The sequence below is a fragment of the Mycobacterium liflandii genome (genome assembly GCF_022354805.1).
In the GTDB taxonomy this organism is placed as follows: Bacteria; Actinomycetota; Actinomycetes; order Mycobacteriales; family Mycobacteriaceae; genus Mycobacterium; species Mycobacterium marinum.
Window position 1 is genome coordinate 1,489,941 of the sequence record NZ_CP023138.1, and the last position, 20,097, is coordinate 1,510,037.

Annotated in this window: 21 protein-coding genes; 11 read left to right on the top strand and 10 right to left on the bottom strand. The window is 68.1% G+C overall.

The window, feature by feature from the left end; translation table 11 throughout:
- Position 1 precedes the first annotated feature (1 nt).
- The 5 genes from CKW46_RS06735 to CKW46_RS06755 all read left to right on the top strand — a co-directional run bounded on the left by CKW46_RS06735 (position 2) and on the right by CKW46_RS06755 (position 5,418).
- Positions 2-613 (top strand): TlpA disulfide reductase family protein, encoded by a 612-nt coding sequence (locus tag CKW46_RS06735; protein ID WP_015354498.1) that lies wholly within the window; start codon positions 2-4, stop codon positions 611-613.
- Complete coding sequence (locus tag CKW46_RS06740; protein ID WP_015354499.1) at positions 610-1,401, top strand: cytochrome c biogenesis CcdA family protein; 792 nt, start codon at positions 610-612, stop codon at positions 1,399-1,401. Before CKW46_RS06735 ends, CKW46_RS06740 begins: the two co-directional genes overlap by 4 nt.
- Before the next feature lie 101 nt (positions 1,402-1,502).
- On the top strand, positions 1,503-3,077 hold the full coding sequence (locus CKW46_RS06745; RefSeq protein ID WP_482053375.1) for a cytochrome c biogenesis protein ResB: 1,575 nt from the start codon (positions 1,503-1,505) through the stop codon (positions 3,075-3,077).
- A complete protein-coding gene (ccsB, locus tag CKW46_RS06750; protein ID WP_117436559.1) occupies positions 3,074-4,060 on the top strand; it encodes a c-type cytochrome biogenesis protein CcsB in 987 nt (328 codons plus the stop codon). Before CKW46_RS06745 ends, ccsB begins: the two co-directional genes overlap by 4 nt.
- A gap of 41 nt (positions 4,061-4,101) precedes the next feature.
- Positions 4,102-5,418, top strand: a complete 1,317-nt coding sequence (locus CKW46_RS06755; RefSeq protein WP_482052986.1) for a MinD/ParA family ATP-binding protein — start codon at positions 4,102-4,104, stop codon at positions 5,416-5,418.
- Positions 5,419-5,423: 5 nt separating this feature from the next.
- On the opposite strand, the gene CKW46_RS06760 is transcribed toward CKW46_RS06755, so the two are convergent.
- Positions 5,424-5,576, bottom strand: a complete 153-nt coding sequence (locus CKW46_RS06760; RefSeq protein ID WP_011738920.1) for a hypothetical protein — start codon at positions 5,574-5,576, stop codon at positions 5,424-5,426.
- A 46-nt stretch (positions 5,577-5,622) separates the two neighbouring features.
- Here CKW46_RS06760 and CKW46_RS06765 point away from each other — a divergent pair, with 46 nt between their 5' ends.
- Positions 5,623-5,991 (top strand): DUF4229 domain-containing protein, encoded by a 369-nt coding sequence (locus CKW46_RS06765; protein ID WP_161964861.1) that lies wholly within the window; start codon positions 5,623-5,625, stop codon positions 5,989-5,991.
- A 7-nt stretch (positions 5,992-5,998) separates the two neighbouring features.
- On the opposite strand, the gene CKW46_RS06770 is transcribed toward CKW46_RS06765, so the two are convergent.
- The gene (locus tag CKW46_RS06770; protein ID WP_015354503.1) at positions 5,999-7,006 is read right to left on the bottom strand and encodes a beta-ketoacyl-ACP synthase III; all 1,008 of its coding nucleotides are present in this window, start codon (positions 7,004-7,006) and stop codon (positions 5,999-6,001) included.
- 98 nt (positions 7,007-7,104) lie between these two features.
- Positions 7,105-7,977 carry a 1,4-dihydroxy-2-naphthoate polyprenyltransferase gene (locus CKW46_RS06775; RefSeq protein ID WP_020788675.1) on the bottom strand — a complete coding sequence of 291 codons (873 nt, stop codon included), beginning with the start codon at positions 7,975-7,977 and terminating at the stop codon, positions 7,105-7,107.
- A gap of 61 nt (positions 7,978-8,038) precedes the next feature.
- On the opposite strand from CKW46_RS06775, the gene CKW46_RS06780 reads away from it, so the two are divergent.
- Positions 8,039-8,815: an S-methyl-5'-thioadenosine phosphorylase gene (locus tag CKW46_RS06780; RefSeq protein ID WP_231395752.1), complete on the top strand. Its 777-nt coding sequence runs from the start codon at positions 8,039-8,041 to the stop codon at positions 8,813-8,815.
- Positions 8,812-9,852 carry an NAD-dependent epimerase/dehydratase family protein gene (locus CKW46_RS06785; RefSeq protein ID WP_012392810.1) on the top strand — a complete coding sequence of 347 codons (1,041 nt, stop codon included), beginning with the start codon at positions 8,812-8,814 and terminating at the stop codon, positions 9,850-9,852. The genes CKW46_RS06780 and CKW46_RS06785 overlap by 4 nt, the downstream gene beginning before the upstream one ends.
- Positions 9,853-9,859: 7 nt before the next feature.
- Here CKW46_RS06785 and CKW46_RS06790 read toward each other — a convergent pair whose 3' ends face one another.
- Entirely contained in the window at positions 9,860-11,527 is a 1,668-nt protein-coding gene (locus tag CKW46_RS06790; RefSeq protein ID WP_015354505.1) for a DUF7937 domain-containing protein, read from the bottom strand.
- Between the two features lie 312 nt (positions 11,528-11,839).
- Between CKW46_RS06790 and CKW46_RS06795 the strand changes: the two genes are divergently transcribed.
- Genes CKW46_RS06795 through CKW46_RS06805 form a run of 3 tightly spaced genes read left to right on the top strand, consistent with a single transcriptional unit; the run spans position 11,840 to position 15,062 of the window.
- Positions 11,840-13,717 (top strand): DUF7159 family protein, encoded by a 1,878-nt coding sequence (locus CKW46_RS06795; protein WP_482052987.1) that lies wholly within the window; start codon positions 11,840-11,842, stop codon positions 13,715-13,717.
- A gap of 29 nt (positions 13,718-13,746) precedes the next feature.
- A complete protein-coding gene (locus tag CKW46_RS06800) occupies positions 13,747-14,403 on the top strand; it encodes a glycosyltransferase family 2 protein (protein WP_036451420.1) in 657 nt (218 codons plus the stop codon).
- The gene (locus CKW46_RS06805) at positions 14,400-15,062 is read left to right on the top strand and encodes a TIGR04282 family arsenosugar biosynthesis glycosyltransferase (RefSeq protein WP_041298794.1); all 663 of its coding nucleotides are present in this window, start codon (positions 14,400-14,402) and stop codon (positions 15,060-15,062) included. The genes CKW46_RS06800 and CKW46_RS06805 overlap by 4 nt, the downstream gene beginning before the upstream one ends.
- A 31-nt stretch (positions 15,063-15,093) precedes the next feature.
- Here CKW46_RS06805 and CKW46_RS06810 read toward each other — a convergent pair whose 3' ends face one another.
- The 6 genes from CKW46_RS06810 to CKW46_RS06835 form a co-directional block, all read right to left on the bottom strand.
- Positions 15,094-16,446 carry a hypothetical protein gene (locus CKW46_RS06810; protein WP_482052988.1) on the bottom strand — a complete coding sequence of 451 codons (1,353 nt, stop codon included), beginning with the start codon at positions 16,444-16,446 and terminating at the stop codon, positions 15,094-15,096.
- Positions 16,447-16,457: 11 nt separating this feature from the next.
- The gene (gene menE, locus CKW46_RS06815) at positions 16,458-17,543 is read right to left on the bottom strand and encodes an o-succinylbenzoate--CoA ligase (protein ID WP_482053376.1); all 1,086 of its coding nucleotides are present in this window, start codon (positions 17,541-17,543) and stop codon (positions 16,458-16,460) included.
- Between the two features lie 68 nt (positions 17,544-17,611).
- Positions 17,612-17,908, bottom strand: a complete 297-nt coding sequence (locus tag CKW46_RS06820) for a DUF3349 domain-containing protein (RefSeq protein ID WP_011738932.1) — start codon at positions 17,906-17,908, stop codon at positions 17,612-17,614.
- A gap of 60 nt (positions 17,909-17,968) precedes the next feature.
- Positions 17,969-18,253 (bottom strand): hypothetical protein, encoded by a 285-nt coding sequence (locus CKW46_RS06825; RefSeq protein ID WP_117436549.1) that lies wholly within the window; start codon positions 18,251-18,253, stop codon positions 17,969-17,971.
- Positions 18,250-19,527 carry an inorganic phosphate transporter gene (locus CKW46_RS06830; protein ID WP_015354510.1) on the bottom strand — a complete coding sequence of 426 codons (1,278 nt, stop codon included), beginning with the start codon at positions 19,525-19,527 and terminating at the stop codon, positions 18,250-18,252. The genes CKW46_RS06825 and CKW46_RS06830 overlap by 4 nt, the downstream gene beginning before the upstream one ends.
- A 97-nt stretch (positions 19,528-19,624) precedes the next feature.
- Positions 19,625-20,032, bottom strand: a complete 408-nt coding sequence (locus tag CKW46_RS06835) for a VOC family protein (RefSeq protein ID WP_117436547.1) — start codon at positions 20,030-20,032, stop codon at positions 19,625-19,627.
- Positions 20,033-20,097: the final 65 nt, after the last annotated feature.

Sequence of the window (20,097 nt, forward strand, 5' to 3'; positions counted from 1 at the left end):
GATGCGCCGGCTGGTGATTGCCGCGGCGGTGCTGGCGGCACTGCTGACCGGTTGTTCCGGCCGGGACGCGGTGGTGCAGGGCGGCACATTCGAATTCGTTTCCCCCGGCGGCAAGACCGACATCTTCTACGACCCGCCGGCCAGTCGAGGCCACCCCGGGCCGCTGTCGGGGCCGGACCTGATCGACCCGGATCGCACGCTCTCCCTCGACGATTTCGCCGGTCGGGTCGTGGTGGTCAACGTGTGGGGCCAATGGTGTGGGCCGTGCCGGGCCGAGATCACCCAGCTGCAGCAGGTCTATGACGAGACCCGGGCCGCCGGGGTGTCCTTCCTGGGCATCGACGTGCGCGACAACAGCCGGGCCGCGGCCCAGGACTTCGTCCGCGACCGTCATGTGACGTTCCCGTCGATCTACGATCCGGCCATGCGCACGCTTATCGCCTTCGGCGGCAAGTACCCTACCACCGTCATCCCGTCCACCTTGGTGCTGGACCGCCAGCACCGGGTCGCGGCGGTCTTCCTGCGTGAACTGCTGGCCGAGGATCTGCAGCCGGTGGTGCAACGGTTGGCCCAAGAACCGGCGGCGGGTTCGACGCCGCCCGGACCGCAATGACCGGGTTCGCTGAGGTTGCCGCCGCGGGCCCGCTGCTGGTGGCCCTCGGATTGTGTGTGCTGGCCGGACTGGTTTCGTTCGCTTCCCCGTGCGTGGTGCCGCTGGTGCCGGGTTACCTGTCGTATCTGGCCGCGGTGGTCGGTGTGGATGGGTCCGGCGATGGTCGGGCAGCCGGGGTCGGGGTCAAGGCGCCCGCCGGGGTCCGGTGGCGGGTGGCCGGCTCGGCCTTGCTGTTCGTGGCCGGGTTTACCACCGTTTTCGTGCTGGGCACCGTTGCGGTGTTGGGCATGACCACCACCCTGATCAGCAACCAGCTGGTGCTGCAGCGCGCCGGTGGCGTGCTGACCATCATCATGGGACTGGTGTTCGTGGGACTGATCCCCGCGCTGCAGCGCCAGGCGCGGTTCAGTCCGCGTCAGGTGACGACGGTGGCGGGAGCGCCGCTGCTCGGCGCGGTGTTCGCGCTGGGGTGGACGCCTTGTCTGGGGCCGACGCTGACCGGGGTGATCACGGTTGCTTCCGCGACCGATGGCGCCAGCGTGGCCCGCGGAATCGTGCTGGTGATCGCCTACTGCCTGGGGTTGGGCATTCCGTTTGTGCTGCTGGCGTTCGGTTCGGCGGGGGCGGTCGCGGGCCTGGGCTGGCTGCGCCGCCACACCAGGGCCATCCAGATCTTCGGCGGCGTGCTGTTGATCGTCGTCGGCCTGGCGCTGGTCACCGGGGTGTGGAACGACGTGGTCTCCTGGCTGCGCGACGCCTTCGTGTCCGACGTGAGGTTGCCGATTTGAGCGCGCGACCAGACGCAGAATCACCCAAAACGGCACGTTTTGGTGCGATTCTGCGTCTGCTCGGCCAGAAGGCACGCAACACCTGGCGGTCCCTGACCTCGATGGGCACCGCGCTGGTGCTGTTGTTCCTGCTCGCATTGGGCGCAATACCCGGGGCGCTGGTGCCGCAGCGCAGCCTCAACGCCGGCAAGGTCGACGACTACCTCAAAGCCCATCCGCTGATCGGCCCGTGGTTGAACAAGCTGCAGGCCTTCGACGTGTTCTCCAGCTTCTGGTTCACCGCCATCTACGTGTTGCTGTTCGTCTCCCTGGTCGGCTGTCTGACCCCGCGGATGATTGAGCACGCGCGTAGCCTGCGAGCCACCCCGGTGGCCGCACCGCGCAACCTGGCGCGGCTGCCCAAACACGCCGGCTCCCGGGTCGCGGGGGAGCCCGAGCTGCTGGCCGCCACCATCGTCGGCCGGTTACGGGGCTGGCGCACCGCCATCCGCCGCTCCGGCACCACCGTCGAGGTGTCCGCCGAAAAGGGTTACCTGCGCGAATTCGGCAACCTGGTCTTCCACTTCTCCCTGCTGGGTCTGCTGGTCGCCGTCGCCGTCGGCAAGCTGTTCGGCTACGAGGGCAACGTGATCGTGATCGCCGACGGCGGACCGGGTTTCTGCTCGGCATCCCCGGCCGCCTTCGACTCGTTCCGCGCCGGCAATACCGTCGACGGCACGTCGCTGCACCCGATCTGCATCAGGGTCAACGATTTCGCGGCCCACTACCTGGCTTCCGGGCAAGCCACCTCGTTCGCCGCGGATATCGCCTATCAAACCGGCAATGACCTGAGCGCAAACACCTGGCGGCCCTACCGACTGGCGGTCAACCACCCGCTGCGGGCCGGCGGTGACCGGGTGTACCTGCAGGGCCACGGCTACGCCCCCACCTTCACGGTGACGTTCCCGGACGGACAGACCCGCACGTCGACCGTGCAATGGCGGCCCGACAACCCGCAGACGCTGCTCTCCTCGGGGGTGGCGCGCATCGATCCACCGGCGGGCAGCTATCCCACCGCCGCCGAGCGTCGGCAGCACGAAATCGCCATCCAGGGTCTGCTTGCCCCGACCGAACAGCTCGATGGGACGTTGCTGTCGTCACGATTCCCGGTGCTGAATGCCCCCGCGGTGGCCATCGACGTCTACCGCGGCGACACCGGGCTGGACACCGGACGGCCACAGTCGCTGTTCAGTCTCGATCCCCGGCTCATCGAGCAGGGCAGGCTGGTGAAGGAAAAGCGAGTCAACCTGCGCGTCGGCCAGCAGGTCCGCATCGATGCGGGTCCGGCCGCGGGCACCATCGTCCGCTTCGACGGCGCGGTGCCGTTCGTCAACCTGCAGGTATCCCATGACCCCGGTCAAACCTGGGTGCTGGTCTTCGCCATCACGATGATGGCCGGCCTGGTGGTGTCGCTGCTGGTTCGCCGCCGCCGGGTGTGGGCTCGACTTACGCCGGAAAACGACGCGCCAGGTACGGTGAACGTCGAGCTGGGCGGCCTGGCGCGCACCGATAACTCCGGATGGGGTGACGAGTTCGAGCGGCTGACCGAGAGATTGTTGGCCGGGCTCGGCGAGCCCGGCACGCCCGATTCGGCCGCAGCGGCCGCCATAAGGAGCTCCCAGGTGGACGTCACATGAACACCGCGAACATCAACATCGACCTGGCCAGGTATTCGGACTGGGCATTCACCTCAGCGGTGGTCGCGCTGGTGGTCGCGCTGCTGCTGCTCGCCTTCGAACTGGCCTACGTCCGCGGCCGCAAAGTCGACGAACGAGAACTGGTGCTGGCCGGATCGGTTGCCAGCGACGCCACGACGCCCGGAATCGTGCTGGACGGCCCACGGCGGCCGTTGGACGAGCGCGTCGGGCGGGCCGGACTGGCCGTGGTCTACCTGGGCATCGGGCTGTTGCTGGCCTGCATCGTGTTGCGCGGCCTGGCCACCATGCGGGTGCCCTGGGGCAACATGTACGAGTTCATCAACTTGACCTGCATGTCCGGCCTGATCGCCGGCGCGGTCGTGTTGCGCCGTCCGCAATACCGATCACTGTGGGTCTTCCTGCTGCTGCCGGTGCTCATCCTGCTCACGGTGTCCGGGCGCTGGCTCTATACGAATGCCGCCCCGGTGATGCCCGCGCTGCAGTCCTACTGGCTGCCGATCCACGTGTCGGTGGTCAGCCTAGGCTCCGGGGTTTTCCTGGTCGCCGGGATCTCCAACATCCTGTTTTTGCTGCGCACCTCGAGACTCGGCGCACCGGACAGTCAACCCGCCGAGAGCACGCTGGGCCGCCTGGTGCAACGACTCCCCGACGCCCAGACCCTGGACCGGATCGCCTACCGAACCACGATCTTCGCTTTCCCAGTGTTCGGGTTCGGGGTGATCTTCGGTGCCATCTGGGCCGAACAGGCCTGGGGCCGGTACTGGGGCTGGGACCCCAAGGAGACGGTGTCGTTCGTCGCCTGGGTGGTGTACGCGGCCTACCTGCACGCCAGGTCGACGGCAGGCTGGCGGGATCGCAAAGCGGCCTGGATCAATGTCGCCGGATTTGTAGCGATGGTCTTCAACCTGTTCTTCGTTAACCTGGTGACGGTCGGCCTGCATTCCTACGCGGGCGTGGGCTAGACGTTCGAGCCCAACCGACCCGTGACGGCAAGCAAGGGGGAGTGGACGTGTCAGACCATCCGAGCGCGGGCGTGGGGGCGTCCAATGCCTACCAGGGCGAAGGCGGCAAGGATCATCCGACCATTCAGCTGCCACCGGTGCCACACCAGCCGCCTCAGCTGGGTGAACCGCCGGTAGCGGGCGGCAGCGACGCCCCGACCCGGGCCTTCGCCGGATTTCGCACCGAGCGCCGGTCGGCCGCACGCGCGGAGGGCGCAGAGGCCCCCGACGTCGCGCAGTGGGAATCCGGACCGGATACCGGACCGGTCGCCGGTCTCCCGCGGGTGGACCCGACCGCGTACGGCGCCTACTACAACGGTCCGCCCGAGCCCCCCGCCGAGCCCCAATACCGTCCCGAATCGGTGCCGCAAACCCCGTATCCGGAGTTGTCCACCAGCATGCTGCTGCGGCCGGTCAAGTCTCCGCCGACCGAAGGCTGGCGCCGGCTGGTCTATGTGCACTCTGGTCAGTTGGTCAACCTGGGGGAGAGCCCGCGGGCCACCCGCTACAACAACCTGGTTGCCCAGATCAACCGGCCCATGCGCGGCTGCTACCGAATTGCGCTGGTTTCGCTCAAGGGTGGTGTCGGCAAGACCACCATCACCGCGACGTTGGGTTCCACCTTCGCCTCGGTTCGCGGTGACCGTGTGGTGGCGGTGGACGCCAACCCCGACCGCGGCACGTTGAGTCAGAAGGTACCGCTGGAGACCCCGGCCACGGTGCGCCATCTGATCCGGGACGCCGAAGGCATCGAGCGCTATAGCGACGTGCGTTGCTACACATCGCAGGCCAAGAACGGGTTCGAGGTCCTCGCGTCGGACACCGATCCGGCCGCATCCGAAGCGTTCAGCGCCGACGACTACACCCGCACCCTGGACATTTTGGAACGGTTCTACGGCTTGGTGCTCACCGACTGCGGCACGGGACTGCTGCACTCGGCGATGTCGGCGATATTGGCCAAGTCCGACATCTTGATCGTGGTGAGCTCGGGTTCCATCGATGGGGCCCGGAGCGCCTCGGCGACGTTGGACTGGCTCGAGGCGCACGGCTACGAGGAGTTGGTGCGCAACTCGATCGCGGTGATCAACGCCGTTCGGCCCCGCTCGAGCAAGGTCGACATGCAAAAGGTGATCGATCATTTCGCGCGGCGTTGCCGTGCCGTGCGGCTGGTGCCGTTCGACCCACATCTCGAGGAGGGCGCCGAAATCGTCCTGGACCGGATGAAGCGGGAGACCCGTGAGGCCCTCGCCGAACTGGCGGCGGTGGTTGCCGAGGGATTCGGTCCGGACCAGCGACGATCCAGCCCGAGCTTCGGCTGACCAGGCTACTGCCCCCCTTGCCCCAACTTTCGCAGGAACTCCGGATCGTCGTCGGGCCCGATGACGCGCGTCTTCGGTCGGCTCGCCTGCGACCGTGCCGCACGCCAGCCGATGTAGATCAACGTCCCCAATACCAGGACGACGAGCAGGTAAAGCACTCGACACCTCCTTTGAGCGAATATACCCGCGCCGTAGGCTCGGGCTGTGTCAGAAGCACCCGATGGCGGCAATAGCACTGGCCGTCCGCAGACCTTGACCACCCGCGGTGTCGTCGACGTAGCCGTCTACGCCGTCGCGCGGTTGCTGCTGGCGGTGGTGGTCAGCGCGGCCATCTATGGGGTGGCTCGACTGGCCGGGTTGGCCCAATTTCCGCTCGTGGTGGCGGCATTATTCGGTCTGATCATCGCGATGCCGTTGGGCATCTGGGTGTTCGCTCCGCTGCGCCGGCGCGCCACCGCCGCGCTCGCGACGGCCGGTGCCCGCCGGCGCGCCGAGCGAGAGAAGTTACGCGCCCGACTGCGTGGTGACGCGGCGCCGGACGAGGGCGCGGGCTCCGAAACCGGCGCAGGCTAATTCGCCCCTAGCTGTTGGGCATGCGCACCACTTGCGCCGCATAGCTCAACCCGGCGCCGTAGCCGATCAGCAGCGCCAGATCGCCCGGCTTGGCCGCACCGGTGGCCAGTAGCTCGGCCATTGCCAACGGTATGGAAGCCGCCGAGGTATTTCCGGTGTGCTCGATGTCATTGGCGATAACCGCATCCGGGCGCAGCTGCAGGTTCTTGGTCAGCAGCTCGTTGATGCGGCTGTTGGCCTGGTGCGGGATGAACACGTCGATCTCGTCGGGTTTGACCCCGGCCGCGTCCATCGCCTGTTGTCCGACCTTGCCCATCTCGAACGCTGCCCAGCGAAAAACCGCGGTGCCCTCCATGCGCAGGAACGGGCGCGGACCGGCCGGGTTCTCGGCGTGGCTGATCCAGTCGATGTCCTGCCGGATGGCGGCGGCCTGTTCGCCGTCACTACCCCACACCGTGGGGCCAATCCCTTGAATCGGGCTGTGACCCACCAGCACCGAGGCGGCGCCGTCGGCGAAGATGAAGCAGTTGCTCCGGTCGGTCATGTCCACCGTGGGGGACAGTTTCTCGGTGCCGATCACCAGTATCGTGGCGGCGCTGCCGCCCCGGATCATGTCGGCCGCAATGCCGAGCGCATGCCCGAAGCCCGAACAGCCCGCCGAGATGTCGAATGCGGGAACGTTCTGGCAGCCCAACGCTGCCGCGACGATCGGGGCGCAGGCGGGTGTCTGCAGAAAGTGCGTGCTGGTAGCGACGATCACACCGTCGATGTCAGACCCGGTGAGCGCGGCTTTGGCAATCGCCTCCCGGCTCGCCTCAATGGCCATCGAAGCCGCCGACTCCTCGGGAGCGGCGAACCGGCGCGTTTTGATTCCGGTACGGGAGTAGATCCATTCATCGGAAGAGTCGATGTTCTCGCAAATTTCGTCGTTGGTGACCACACGCGTGGGCCGGTAGGCCCCCACACTGAGCAATCCGACGCTGCTAATCCCACTGGTGGTGGCGATCTCCGCCATACCCGTCCTCGGTTGGTCTTATGCACAGTGTGCTCCCATGGCGGCGACTCGCCCAAAACGCCCGCCGTCGGCGCGCAGTCGAAGCCGCTGCAGCACGGTCACGCGGCCAACGCTAGCGCCGCCGACATTGCGATTGCCCACACCATCATCGCCAGCCCGGTATCGCGAAGCACCGGGATCAGCGCGGCACCGCCGCGGCCCGCTCGCACCGGGGCCGCGGCACGCAGGGCCACCGGTGTCGCCAGCAGGCCCACGGCGCACCACGGCGTCGCCAACGTCAGCGCCAGGGTCAGCACCGCGGCGGTGACCAGCAGCGCCTGGTACAGCACGCGGGTACGCGCGTCGCCCAGCCGCATAGCCAGGGTGATCTTGTGTGACTGCGCATCGGTGGGAATGTCGCGCAGGTTGTTGGCGACCAGTACCGCTGACGACAGCGCGCCCGTGGCCACCGCCAGCGCCAGCCCCACCCAATCAACCCGCAGCGCTTGCGTGTATTGGGTGCCCAGCACGGCTACCAGGCCGAAAAACACGAACACCGCGACCTCGCCGAGGCCCGAATATCCGTAGGGCCTGGAACCGCCGGTGTAGAGCCAGGCTCCGGCGATACAGCCGGCGCCGACCGCAATCAGCCACGGTGCGCTGGCCAACGCCAGGGCCAGACCGGCGGCCGCGCCGATCATCAGGCTCACAATGGCCGCGATCAGCACCGACCGCGGGGTCGCCAGTCGCGAGCCGACCAACCGCATCGGCCCGGTCCGGTCGTCGTCGGTGCCGCGAATGCCGTCGGAGTAGTCGTTGGCGTAGTTGACGCCAACGGTCAATGCGACCGCGACAACCAGTGCCAACAGGGCTTTCCACCACACGGCGGCGTGCAGCCAGGCTGCGGCGCCGGTGCCGGCGACCACCGGGGCCACGGCGTTGGGCAGGGTACGGGGACGCGCACCGGAGATCCACTGCGCAATATTGGCCACCATGGCATCCTGCCGCGGCCCGCGCTGACGATCGCATGGGGGCATGCACAACAATGAGCCGATGCTCGCAGTGATCGGCGGTAGCGGCTTCTATAGCTTCTTTGAGTCCGATGTACGAACCGTCAATCCAGACACCCCGTACGGCCGGCCCAGCGCCCCGATCACGATCGGCGCGGTGGGGGAGCACGAAGTCGCGTTTCTGCCCCGCCACGGAGCAAGCCACCAGTACTCGGCGCACACCGTGCCGTACCGGGCCAACATGTGGGCGCTGCGAGCGCTCGGTGCGCGGCGAGTGTTCGCCCCATGCGCCGTCGGCAGCCTGAACCCTCGGCTCGGGCCGGGCACGGTCGTCGTGCCTGACCAGCTGGTCGATCGAACCCGCGGGCGGGCCGACACGTACTTCGACTCCGGCGGTGTGCATGCCGCCTTCGCCGATCCCTACTGCCCGACGCTGCGCAGCGCGGTCACCGACCTGCCCGACGTGGTCGACGGCGCCACCATGGTGGTGATCCAGGGCCCCCGGTTTTCCACCCGCGCGGAAAGCCGATGGTTTGCCGGGGCCGGGTTCAGCCTGGTCAATATGACCGGCTACCCGGAGGCGGTGCTCGCCCGTGAACTTGAACTGTGCTACGCGGCAGTCGCTTTGGTGACTGACGTGGATGCCGGCGTTGCGGTCGGTGAGGGTGTCAAGGCCGCCGACGTCTTCGCCGAATTCGGGGAGAACATCGAGATGCTCAAAAAGCTGGTCCGTGCCGGGATCGGGCGGGTGGCCGCCGAACGCGCGTGCACGCACTGTCTGATGCACGCCGGTGTCACGCTGCCGTTCGAGTTGCCATGAAGGTGCTGCTGACCGGCGCGGCCGGTTTCATCGGATCCCGGGTCGGCGCCGCACTCAGCGCCGCGGGCCACGAGGTTGTCGGCGTCGACGTATTGTTGCCCGCCGCCCACGGACCGAATCCGGTGTTACCGCCCGGGTGTCATCGGGTCGATGTCCGGGATGCCGATGCGATGGCACCCTTGCTGGCCGGTGTGGACCTGGTGTGTCATCAGGCGGCGATGGTGGGCGCGGGGGTCGATGCGGCCGACGCGCCCGCATACGGTGGCCACAACGACCTGGCCACCACGGTATTGCTGGCACAGATGTTCGCCGCCGGCGTACGTCGTCTGGTCCTCGCATCCTCGATGGTGGTGTACGGACAGGGACGTTACGACTGTCCCGAGCACGGCCGGATCGACCCGTTGCCACGGCGGCACAGCGATCTTGATGCCGGCGTGTTTGAGCACCGCTGCCCACTGTGTGCGGAGCCGGTCAGGTGGCGGCTGGTGGGTGAGGAGGCCGAGCTGCGGCCGCGCAGCCTCTATGCGGCCAGCAAGACGGCACAAGAGCACTACGCGCTGGCGTGGTCGGAGTCGACCGGGGGTTCGGTGGTGGCGCTGCGCTATCACAACGTCTACGGCCCCGGGATGCCGCGCGACACCCCCTATTCGGGGGTGGCGGCGATATTTCGTTCGTCGCTGGAAAAGGGCGAACCACCGAAGGTCTTCGAGGACGGCGGTCAGATGCGTGACTTCGTGCACGTCGACGATATCGCCGCCGCGAACCTGGCCGCGGCGCAGCTGGGTGAGGTGGATCGACACGGCTTTGTGGCGGCGAACGTCTGTTCCGGGCGCCCCATCTCGATCCTGCAGGTGGCCAGCGCGCTGTGCCAGGCGCGCGGCGACGCACTGTCGCCGGTCATCACCGGGCAGTACCGCAGCGGCGACGTGCGACACATCGTGGCCGATCCGTCGCGAGCCGCCGAGGTGCTGGGTTTCCGTGCCGCCGTGGAGCCACTCGAGGGTTTGCGCGGCTTCGCGTTCGCGCCGCTTCGTTAGCGGCCGTTTAGGACGGGTCGTCGGGTCGCCGGTAGATCTTTGGCGGCAGGGGTCCGGTGGATTCCCCGGAGCGGAAGATCCGCGGCGCCCGACCCGGCCCGGACAAAACGGTGGTGGGCGCGTCGTCGTGGGCATCGAGCGCGGCCGGGCTGCGAAATTGGGTTGTCTCGGCCTCCGATGGGACGGCGGCCCCGCCGCGGGCCGGCCCGGGTTGGCCGGTACGGCGCTGGCGCCGCCGCGGGCGCCCCGGTTGTTTGGTCTGCGTTGCTGAGCGTCGCCCGCTGATGATGACCGCAACGACGATGCCCAGCGCCAGGCCGCACAGGGTCACGTCGAAGGTGCTGGTGATCTGCTGGGCGAGATTGTTTCCGTAGACCGGGTTGGGCCGCGCGTCCGGTGACGCCGCGAACCGGGGGGCGAGCACTACGCCCACGATGACGCGAGAAACGGTCAGGGTGAGCAGAAATCCGCATAGCGACGAGATCAGTCGGGCCGGTAGTGCCTGATTGACCAGGTTGATCCGAAGCCAGAACGCCAGCGCCGCGGTAACCAGATCGAACGCGGCCAACGTCATGGTGTCGTATCGCGAGTAGGGGAAGTTCAACATCACCGCGGTGCTCAGATCGGTGAGCCTCATCACCACCGACCCCAGGCACCATACGGCGATGAGCAGCAGCCCGTTTCGGGCCGCTGCCCGCCAAATGTCCCTACCGATCGGATGAGTGTGGGAGCGCACCAGCGCCATTGGCGCAAAGATCGCTGCGCCCGCCGCCCAGACCAGGTAGCCCTCGTATCCGACCCCGGCCGTCGACGTGTTCTGCGCGATGCCGTGAAATGCGTCGATCTCGCGGCCGACGGGAAGGACCCACACGATGATTCCCGCGACCATGGCCGAAGCGCCGAGCGCGATGGTGGGCAGCTGGTATTCCCTGGTGCCCTTGAGCAGCCACCGGGATGCGACGAGGACCGCGACGAGCGCGACCACTCCGTAGACCAGCGCCGTGTCGATCACCGCGATGTTCTGCCTGCCGAAGCCCGATGCCGAGTTCGTCGGTTGCAGCGCGTACCGCACCCGCCAGGCCAGGTTGAAGCCGGAGCTGAGCGCCGCACCGAACATCGATGCGTAGCCCAGAATTCGGGCGGTGAACAGCCAGTTGTCGTAGTTCTCGTTGTCGCCGGGCTGCCCGGTGCTCACCGGCTGTGCGCACAGCATCGCGCCGGCGATTCCCAGCCAGCCGCCCGGCCCGACACCGCCGGGCACGTTGACGGTGCCACCGGATCGGATCGTCTGGAAGATGTCGTAGACGACGAACGCCAACAGCAGCAGCAGATAGGGGATGTTGAGCCCGAGACGCAGCCGGTTGGTCGCGGTGGGAGCAAATCGGGTGCCAGACAGCCGCCAGGGCCCCACATAGGGCACCGCGATAGCGATCAGGGACAGCAGCGTCACCGCCAGCAGCACCGCCAGCACGTAGTTGCTGCTGCCCGGGATGCGAAAGCCGAAGTAGAGGTTCCACGGGAAGAACACCGCCAGTACCAGCAGTGCTCCGCCGGTCAGGTCCCGGACCATGTTTCGCCGGTGTGCCAGGTCGAGTGTCAACTGTCCGGACTGCCCTTGTTGCGGTTGCGCACCCGCAATGGGGCCGGTAGGCGTGTCGTCGCTGCCCAGACTCACGGTGTCCCCCAGGGATCGAGGTAGGTTACGTATTGCTCCGGCTTGGTCCGGCGGTGGGGGGAACCCCCTGACGGACCCGCTGCGTTGTTCGATTGCGAACATATTCTCCATTCGGACGACGCGGCAGTGGCTGAGATCGAGTGATCCGCGGACGGGTTCCGTGGTGAGCGTTCCCTAACCGTTCGGGAATCCGGTTACGCTGCGCTCAGGGGCAACCTTGTCGCTCGCATGACGAGTACAGCCGACGGTATCGCAGTGTAATGATGCCGGACATTGCTGGTTGCGGGGTGGCCAGCCGAAGGAGAACCGCAAATGGACGTCGTGTTGGGGGTTGCGATCGCAGGTCCGATCGCACGCTTGGCGCTCGTCGGGGCGGCCGCCGAAGGCAGTGCCGTGATCGACCAATCCTCGGTAGATCTGGCCGAAGGCCCTGTCGCGGTGCTGACCGAAACCATAGTCGGCACGAACCAGTTGCTGGCCGACGAGGGACACCACCTGGTCGCCACTCGGTTGTGCTGGTCGGATCAGGACAGGGCTGAGGACCTGCGCCGGGCGCTCGACGATTCCGGCGTCCTCGATGTCGCCGTGCTGTCGGAGTCCGAGGCCGTCACCGCGCTGCTCGGCCCGGCGCACGCCGGCTCCGCCGTGTTGCTGGTCGGCGAGGAGACCGCCAGCCTGTCGGTGCTGGGGGGAGGGGACGCGCCGCCGATGATGCTGGCCGCCGCGCCGGTTGAAGGCGACGCGACGTCCACTTTCGACACGCTGATGACCCACCTCGATGACCAGGGCGGTGCGCCCGGTGAGGTGCTGCTGGTGGGCTCTTCGGAGCACACCACGGTGATTGCCGACCAGTTTCGTGACGCCTCGACCATGCGTGTGGAGGTTCCCGAGGACCCGACGTTCGCGCTAGCCCGCGGCGCGGCGATGGCTGCCGCCGGGGCAGGTTCGACGATGGCTCAGCAGGTCTTGGGCGGCGATGCCGGCGAAGCAACCACCTATCTGCCCCCGGAGCTGGCCGCGACGGCGTCGGGCCAGGACGAGGACGAACAGCTGGCCTATTCGCAAGCCGGCGAGAACGAGTTGCTGCCGGTCACGGGCGCGGATGAGTACGGCGACTATGGCCTCGACGATGACGAATTTGCCGATGACTACGAAGACGAAGCGCCGGCGGGTACGCGGCTCAGTTCACGGTCTTTGCTGATCAGCAACGCTGTGGTGGCGTTCGCTGTGATCGGGTTCGCGTCGCTGGCGGTTGCGGTGGCGGTCGCGATTCGGCCGACCGCGGCGTCAGAGCCGGTCGAGGGGCATCAAAACGCGCAGCCGGGCAAGTTCATGCCGCTGTTGCCGACTCAACAGCAGGCGCCGGTCCCGCCGCCACCGCCAGACGCGCCCACCGCCGGGTTCCAGGGCGGCACGATTCCGACCGTGCAGGGCGTAGTTCCCAGGCAGGCGACACCGACGGTGCCGGGGCCGGTTGCGCCGGCCCCGGCCGCGGCCCCGGGTGTGGTGCCCGCTCCGATCCCGCTGCCGATCCCGATCATCATTCCGCCCTGGCCGAATTGGTCGCCGGGGATGCCTACCCCGTCGACCGTGACGGTGACTCCGACCACGCCGACTACCACCGCGCCGTCGACGGTGACCCCGACCACTCCGACTACTACCGCGCCGTCGACTCTGACCCCGACCACCCCGACCACCACCGCGCCGTCGACTCTGACCCCGACCACGCCGACCACCGCGGTGCCGTCGACGGTGATCACCCCGACGACGACCGCGCCGATCACGCCGACAACGGTCGCCCCGACGACGGTTAACCCGACGACCGTCGCCCCGACGACCGTCGCGCCGACGACGCAGCAGACCGTGGTCCCGCAGCCGACCCAGGAGACGGTCGCCCCGCTGCCGACGCAGCAGACCGTCGCCCCGCAGCCGACCATCGCGCCGCAGCCCACGCAGCAGGCTCCCGAGCCGCCGTCCGGGGGCAGCAGTGGTGGCTCCTCCGGTGGGGGCTCGTCCTCTGGTGGGGGTTCGTCGTCTGGTGGGGGTTCGTCGTCTGGTGGGGGTTCGTCGTCTGGTGGGGGTTCGTCGTCTGGTGGGGGTTCGTCGTCTGGTGGTGGCTCGTCCTCCGGTAGGGGCTCGTCCTCCGGTGGTAGTTCCTCGGGCGGGCACTCCTCAGGTGGGGGCTCCTAGCGGCGCTGATCAACCCCTAAGGTCGGGGCATGCCAGGCGAAACGGTGACAGTGGTCTTGCCCTGCCTCAACGAGGCAGAGTCGCTACCCGGGGTGCTGGCCGCCATCCCGGGTTCCTACCGAGCGTTGGTGGTCGACAACAACAGCACCGACGACACCGCCGCGGTGGCTGCCCGGCATGGCGCGGAGGTGGTCGCCGAGTCGCAGCCGGGCTACGGCGCGGCGGTGCACGCGGGCGTGGTGGCGGCGAAGACCCCGATTGTGGCGGTGATCGACGCGGACGGCTCGATGGATCCCGCCGACCTTCCCCGGTTGGTCGCCGAACTCGACCGGGGCGCGGACCTGGTGACCGGTCGCCGGCGTCCGATACCCGGCCTGCACTGGCCGTGGGTCGCCCGCATCGGCACGGTGGTGATGAGCTGGCGGCTGCGTACCCGCCACGGGCTGCCGGTGCATGACATCGCGCCGATGCGGGTGGCGCGCCGGGATGCCCTGCTCGCCCTGGGGGTGGTCGACCGGCGGTCCGGCTATCCGTTGGAACTGCTGGTGCGCGCCGCGGCGGCGGGCTGGCGCGTGGCGGAGTTCGACGTCTCCTACGGTCCCCGTACCGGCGGGAAGTCCAAGGTCAGCGGTTCGTTGCGGGGCAGCATGATCGCGATCCTGGACTTCTGGAAGGTCATCTCGTGAGCCACGTACCGGTGACCCTGCTGGTGGTCGCCAAGGCTCCGGAGCCCGGCCTCGCAAAGACCCGCCTCGCCGCGACTGTCGGTGATCAGACCGCCGCCGACATCGCCGCGGCCGCGCTGCTGGACACGCTGGATGCGGTGGCCGCCACGCCAGCGGCCAGCCGCGTGGTGGCGCTCACCGGCGATTTGGCGAATGCGGCCCGCGGCGCCGAGATTCGCCGACGGCTCGAATCGTTCACCGTGATCGGCCAGCGCGGTGACGACTTCGCCGACCGCCTCGCCAATGCGCACGCCGATGCGGCCGACGGATACCCGGTGCTGCAGGTAGGCATGGACACCCCACAGATCAGCGCCGCCCTGCTCGCCGAGTGCGCGCGCCGGCTGCTCGAGACTTCGGCGGTCCTCGGGTTTGCCGTCGACGGTGGTTGGTGGGTGCTGGGGGTGCACACCCCGGCCGCGGCCGAATGCTTGCGCGGTGTGCCCATGTCCCAGCCCAACACCGGTGAGCTCACGTTGAAGGCCCTGCGTGAGGGCGGCATTGACGTGGCTACCGTGCAGCCACTGGCTGACGTCGACGTCGTTGCCGACGTCGCGGTGGTGCGTGGCGCCTGCGGTCCGGACAGCCGTTTCGCACGCGTCACCCGCCTGGCCGGAATCTGAGCTCGCCCACGAATCGATCGGCGAGCGACCCCTACCAGTTGGTGAAGATGATGCTGTTCACCGCCAACGCCCCGGCCGCGTTGACCGCCAGCCACAGCCGATCGGACCGGGGCCTGAGCAACGCCGGGGCGGTGGTCAGGCAAACGGTGAACGGCAGCCAGATTCGCTCGGTCTCGGCCTTGCTGAGCATGCTCAAATCGGCAACGAGGATGGCGGCCACCATGCCCAGCAGCAGCAGGTGCAAACCGGAGCGGCGGCGGATCGCGGCGGCATCGACCACCCGGCTGATCCCGGCGACGCTGCCCAATCCGATGGCGCAGACCACGCACGCGAGATTGGCCCAGGACCAATACTGAAACGGCCGGTCATGGGCGATGCCCTGCCAGTAGCGCTGCTGCACCAGCGTGTACCCGTCGAACCACCAGAACCCCGCGACGGCGAAGGCCAGCGCCACCCCCAACGCCGCCAACACGGCCGGCCACAACGCCTTCAGGGCGGTGCGCCAGTGGTTCGCGGACGCCAGCACCGCCAAGGCGGGCAGTCCCATCAGCGCCAGGCCATAGCTGAGGAAGATGGCCCAGCCCAGCACCAGACCCGCTCCGGCGGCCCACAGCGCCCTGAACCGGGATCCGCCGTGCACCGCAATGGCCAGCAGCGTGATACCCCACGCCGTGACCCCGGCGAAGTATCCGTCGGCCGAGACCGCGATCCAGATCGCCGTCGGCGCGATCGCCACAAACGGTGCGGCCCGGCGCGCGACGTGCTTGCCGGCCAATGCGCCCACGGCGATCACCATCGCCGCCGCCGCGCTGGAGCCGACCAGCAGGCACAGAAATCCGGCCCAGGCGCCGCCGCCCAGACCGATCCGATCCAGCCAGACGAACGTCAATAGCGCGCCCGGCGGATGTCCGGAAACATGGGTGGTCCAGGAGTTCGGCTGGTAGTCAACAATCCGGCTGGCGAACGTGCGCAGCATGACGGGGATGTCGGTGACGCCGCCGACCTCCGAGAGGTACTCGTCCTTGGTGGTCAGCCGGCCGGCGAAACCGCGCTCAAACCCGTCGATCATGGCCAGCGAAAAAGCCCATCCGCACGCGGTCGCCCAGGTGGCCAGCGGTAGCACCCGCCAGGAGAGCTTTCGTGCCACCCGCGGACCCCAAACCAGGACGGCCAGCGCCAGCAGGATCGCGGCAATGGTGCCCCAACTGGCGTGGATGTCCCAGTAACCGAAGATCGGTGCCGCGCCGGCTCGCGACGCGAAGCGCTCCAGGCCGATGTCACGGCGTGGTTTGACGCCCAAGTCCAACCGCGGCAGCACGAACGCGGCGGCAACCAGGACGACACCCACGGTGACGGCTGCTGTTTCCCGGCGGGCGATCCTCACGATCGCTCAGCCTATTGGTCGGTTGCGGCGGCGAATCGACGCACCAACGCCCGCCGATCGATCTTGCCGATGCCGCGCCGCGGCAGCTCGTCGACGACGTGCAGTTCTCGGGGTGCGGCGGTGATGGCCAGCGTGCCGGCGACGTGTGCCCGAAGTTGATCCAGCGTTGGGGTGGGGCAGTGGGCGCGGACCACGATCGCCGCGGCGACCCGCTGACCCAGCCGGTCATCGTCGAGTCCGAACACCGCGCAGTCGCTCACAGCGGCGTGGGTGGCCAGCGCGGATTCCACCAGCTGCGGCAGCACGGTGAGCCCGCCCGTGCTGATCGCGTCGTCGGCGCGGCCCAGCACGCTGAGCACGCCCGAATCATCGAGCGCCCCGAGGTCGTCGGTACGAAACCAGCCGGGCTCGGCGAACGGGTCGGGTTGTACCGGGTTGCGGTACCCCTTGGCCAGCGTTGCGCCGCCGATCATGATGCGGCCGTCCGCGGCCACGCGCAGTTGCACGCCGTCGAGGGCAACACCGTCGTACACGCAGCCTCCGCAGGTTTCGCTCATCCCGTAGGTGCGAACGATCCGGATGCCGGCGGCGGCAGCGGCGTCGAGCACCGGACGCGGAGCCGGTCCACCCCCGATCAGCACCGCGTCCAGTTCGGCCAGGGCGGCGGTGGCGGCGGGGTCGCCCAGCACCTTGGCCAGCTGAGCGGCGACCAGCGAGGTGTATCGCCGGCCGGAACCCAACTTGTCGACAGCGCGGGGCAGTTCGGTGATGTCGAACCCGGCGGACACATCGAGTTCGACCGGGACGGTACCGGCGAGCGCGCTGCGCACCAGGACTTGCAGGCCGGCGATGTGAATCGCGGGCACGGCCAGTAGCCAGTTGCCGGCTCCGCCGAGGCGGAGATGGGTCGCCGACGCGCTGGCGATCAACGCGGCCGCGGTCAGGAGCGCCCCCTTGGGCGCCCCGGTGGTTCCCGACGTCGTGACGACCAGCGCCACATCGTCATCGATCTGGTCGCCGACCCGCAACGCGCTCACCACCGTGGGGTCAGGTCTTGACCCCACCGCGACCGTTGCCGGAGCCCGGCCGGCAAGAATCCGCTCCAGGGCGGGCAACAGCACCGGGACCGCGCTGCCGTCGGGGACGGTCAGCGCCCGCAGGACGGTTATGCGCGGTCCTCGCGGGCGTCGTCCAATGGCCAGCCCGTGGCGGCCAGCCGGGCCCGGACTCGCTCGATGTCCTCCGGAGACGGCAAATCGTCGGTGATCTGGGTGATCGCCACCCCGATGTCGATCTGGTCGAACTCACCGCGTCGCATCAGTTCGGTGGCGACGGTTGTGACGTCCTCGTTGGACAGCCGCCGGCAAAGTAGTGCAAGTAACGCAAAGGAGTCGGTCGGTGGAACTCCGTCGGGATAGCCCGCACGCAGCCACGACACGATCGAGGTAAGAAATCGATTCACGCCGCCAGAACTTCCCGTTGAGTCAGTGGACAAACACTGTGTCAAGGCCCCCCCTTGACGTTACTTGGTTTTCGCCCCCAGGATGTGCCAACCGATGTGATGTGCGATGAAGTCGCGGGCGATATAGAGCACACCGATGACCACCACAGCCAGGATGATCGTAAAGATCATCCAACCGAGAGCGGTCAGCACGGTACGCCGCAGCGGGGCATGTGTGCCGGTGATCTGGCCGCTGTCGGCCTGCAGCCGTACACCGACTGCAAACAGTGCGGGTAGCCCGGCCCCGGCCAGCACGCTGAAAATCAGGATCTTGCTGGTGGCCTCGTAGTTGAACCAGTGATTCATGAGGGGTTACCAGCCGTGAGCGCGTCGTCACCGCCATATCTCGGCGTGTGACCGTTGGAGTGAGGACTCGGCGGTGGTGGTGGCGGCGGCGGTCGCTGCCGATCCGACGGCGATGGCGCGGTCGGTCCCGGCGCCCCGTCCAGCCCGGCAGTGAGGCTGCCTTCCCACTCCGCGTTCACGTTGGTGTGGTCGACCCGCGCCTTGCGCGAGCGGAGCCAGATGGTGGCGGCGACCAGACACAGCAGGGCGAAACCGATGATGGCGCCGGGGTACCCGCCGATCATGTGGACCAGCCAGTAGGTGATCGCTCCGACCAGGCCGGCCAGCGGAAGCGTGATCACCCACGCTGCCACCATCCGGGTGGCCACGCCCCAGCGGACCTCGGCGCCGGGCTTGCCGACGCCACTGCCCAGCACCGACCCGGTGGCGACCTGGGTGGTCGACAGCGCGTAGCCGAAGTGCGCCGACAACAGGATGACCGCCGCCGATGACGCCTCGGCGGCCATGCCCTGGGGCGGCTTGATTTCGACCAGGCCCTTGCCCAGCGTCCGGATGATGCGCCAGCCACCGAGGTAGGTGCCGCCCGCCATCGCCAAGGCGCAGGACACAATCACCCACAACGGAGGCATGGTGGCAGAGGTGCTGACCGCGCCGTAGGACATCAGGGCCAGGAAAATCACGCCCATCGTCTTCTGCGCGTCGTTGGTGCCGTGCGCCAGGGAGACCAGGGACGCGGAGCCGATCTGACCGCGACGGAACCCGCGCTCGGTGTCCTTCTCCGAGACGGTCGCGGTGATCCGGTAAACCAGCCAGGTGCCGATCGCCCCGACCAGGGTGGCCAGCAGCGCGGCCACCACCGCGGGCACGATGACCTTGGACACCACCCCGCTCCAGATGACGCCGCGGCCGCCGACGGCGGCGATCGTCGCTCCGACGATGCCCCCGATCAACGCGTGCGACGAGCTCGAGGGGATGCCCAGCAGCCAGGTCAGCAGGTTCCACACGATGCCACCGACCAGGCCGGCGAATACCAACTCCAAGGTCACCAGGTTTGCATCGATCAGACCTTTGGCGATGGTCGCCGCGACAGCGGTGGACAAAAAGGCGCCTAGCAGGTTCAACGCGGCCGAAAGTATGACGGCTGTTCTGGGCGCCAGGGCGCCGCTGGCGATGGAGGTCGCCATGGCGTTGCCGGTGTCGTGAAAGCCGTTGGTGAAGTCGAATGCCAACGCCGTGATAACGACGATGATCAAGAGGAACAAATCGATGTTCACAGTGCCTGATTCTGCGGGTCGGGGTAATCCATTGTCGAACGGGGAAATGTGTGAAACCCAGGTGGGCTGCGACTCGTCGCCAGATGTTACCTAGCAGTTAACCTTGCGTTCGTTGTCGTTCACTTCGGGTGTCCCTGCGCAACGGGTGGTCGCCGGGTATCTCCACAAAAATCAGCGTGATTCCATCCGGATCTGTGACGTGCATCTCACGCAGACCCCATGGCTCGCGACGCGCCTCACGGGCGATCGGCACCTGGCGGCTCTCCAACTCGGCCTGGGTTGCCGCGATGTCACGCACCTGCAGCCACAATGCACCGGGAAATGGTCCCAGACCGTGCTCCGGCTCGCCGTACCCGGCCAGCTCGAGCAGCGACTGCCCGGCGAAAAAGACTGTTCCGGAGGGGTATTCGCGTGCGATCGCCAGACCGATCTGATCGCGGTAGAAGGTTAGTGAGGCCCGATAATCCACCGGCCGGAGCAGCATCCGGCTGGCCAGAATCTCCATGCTGTCGTGTCTATCACGTTCCGGAGCACCTGCTGCGCAGGAGTTGGGCTCCCGGGCCGGTGAGA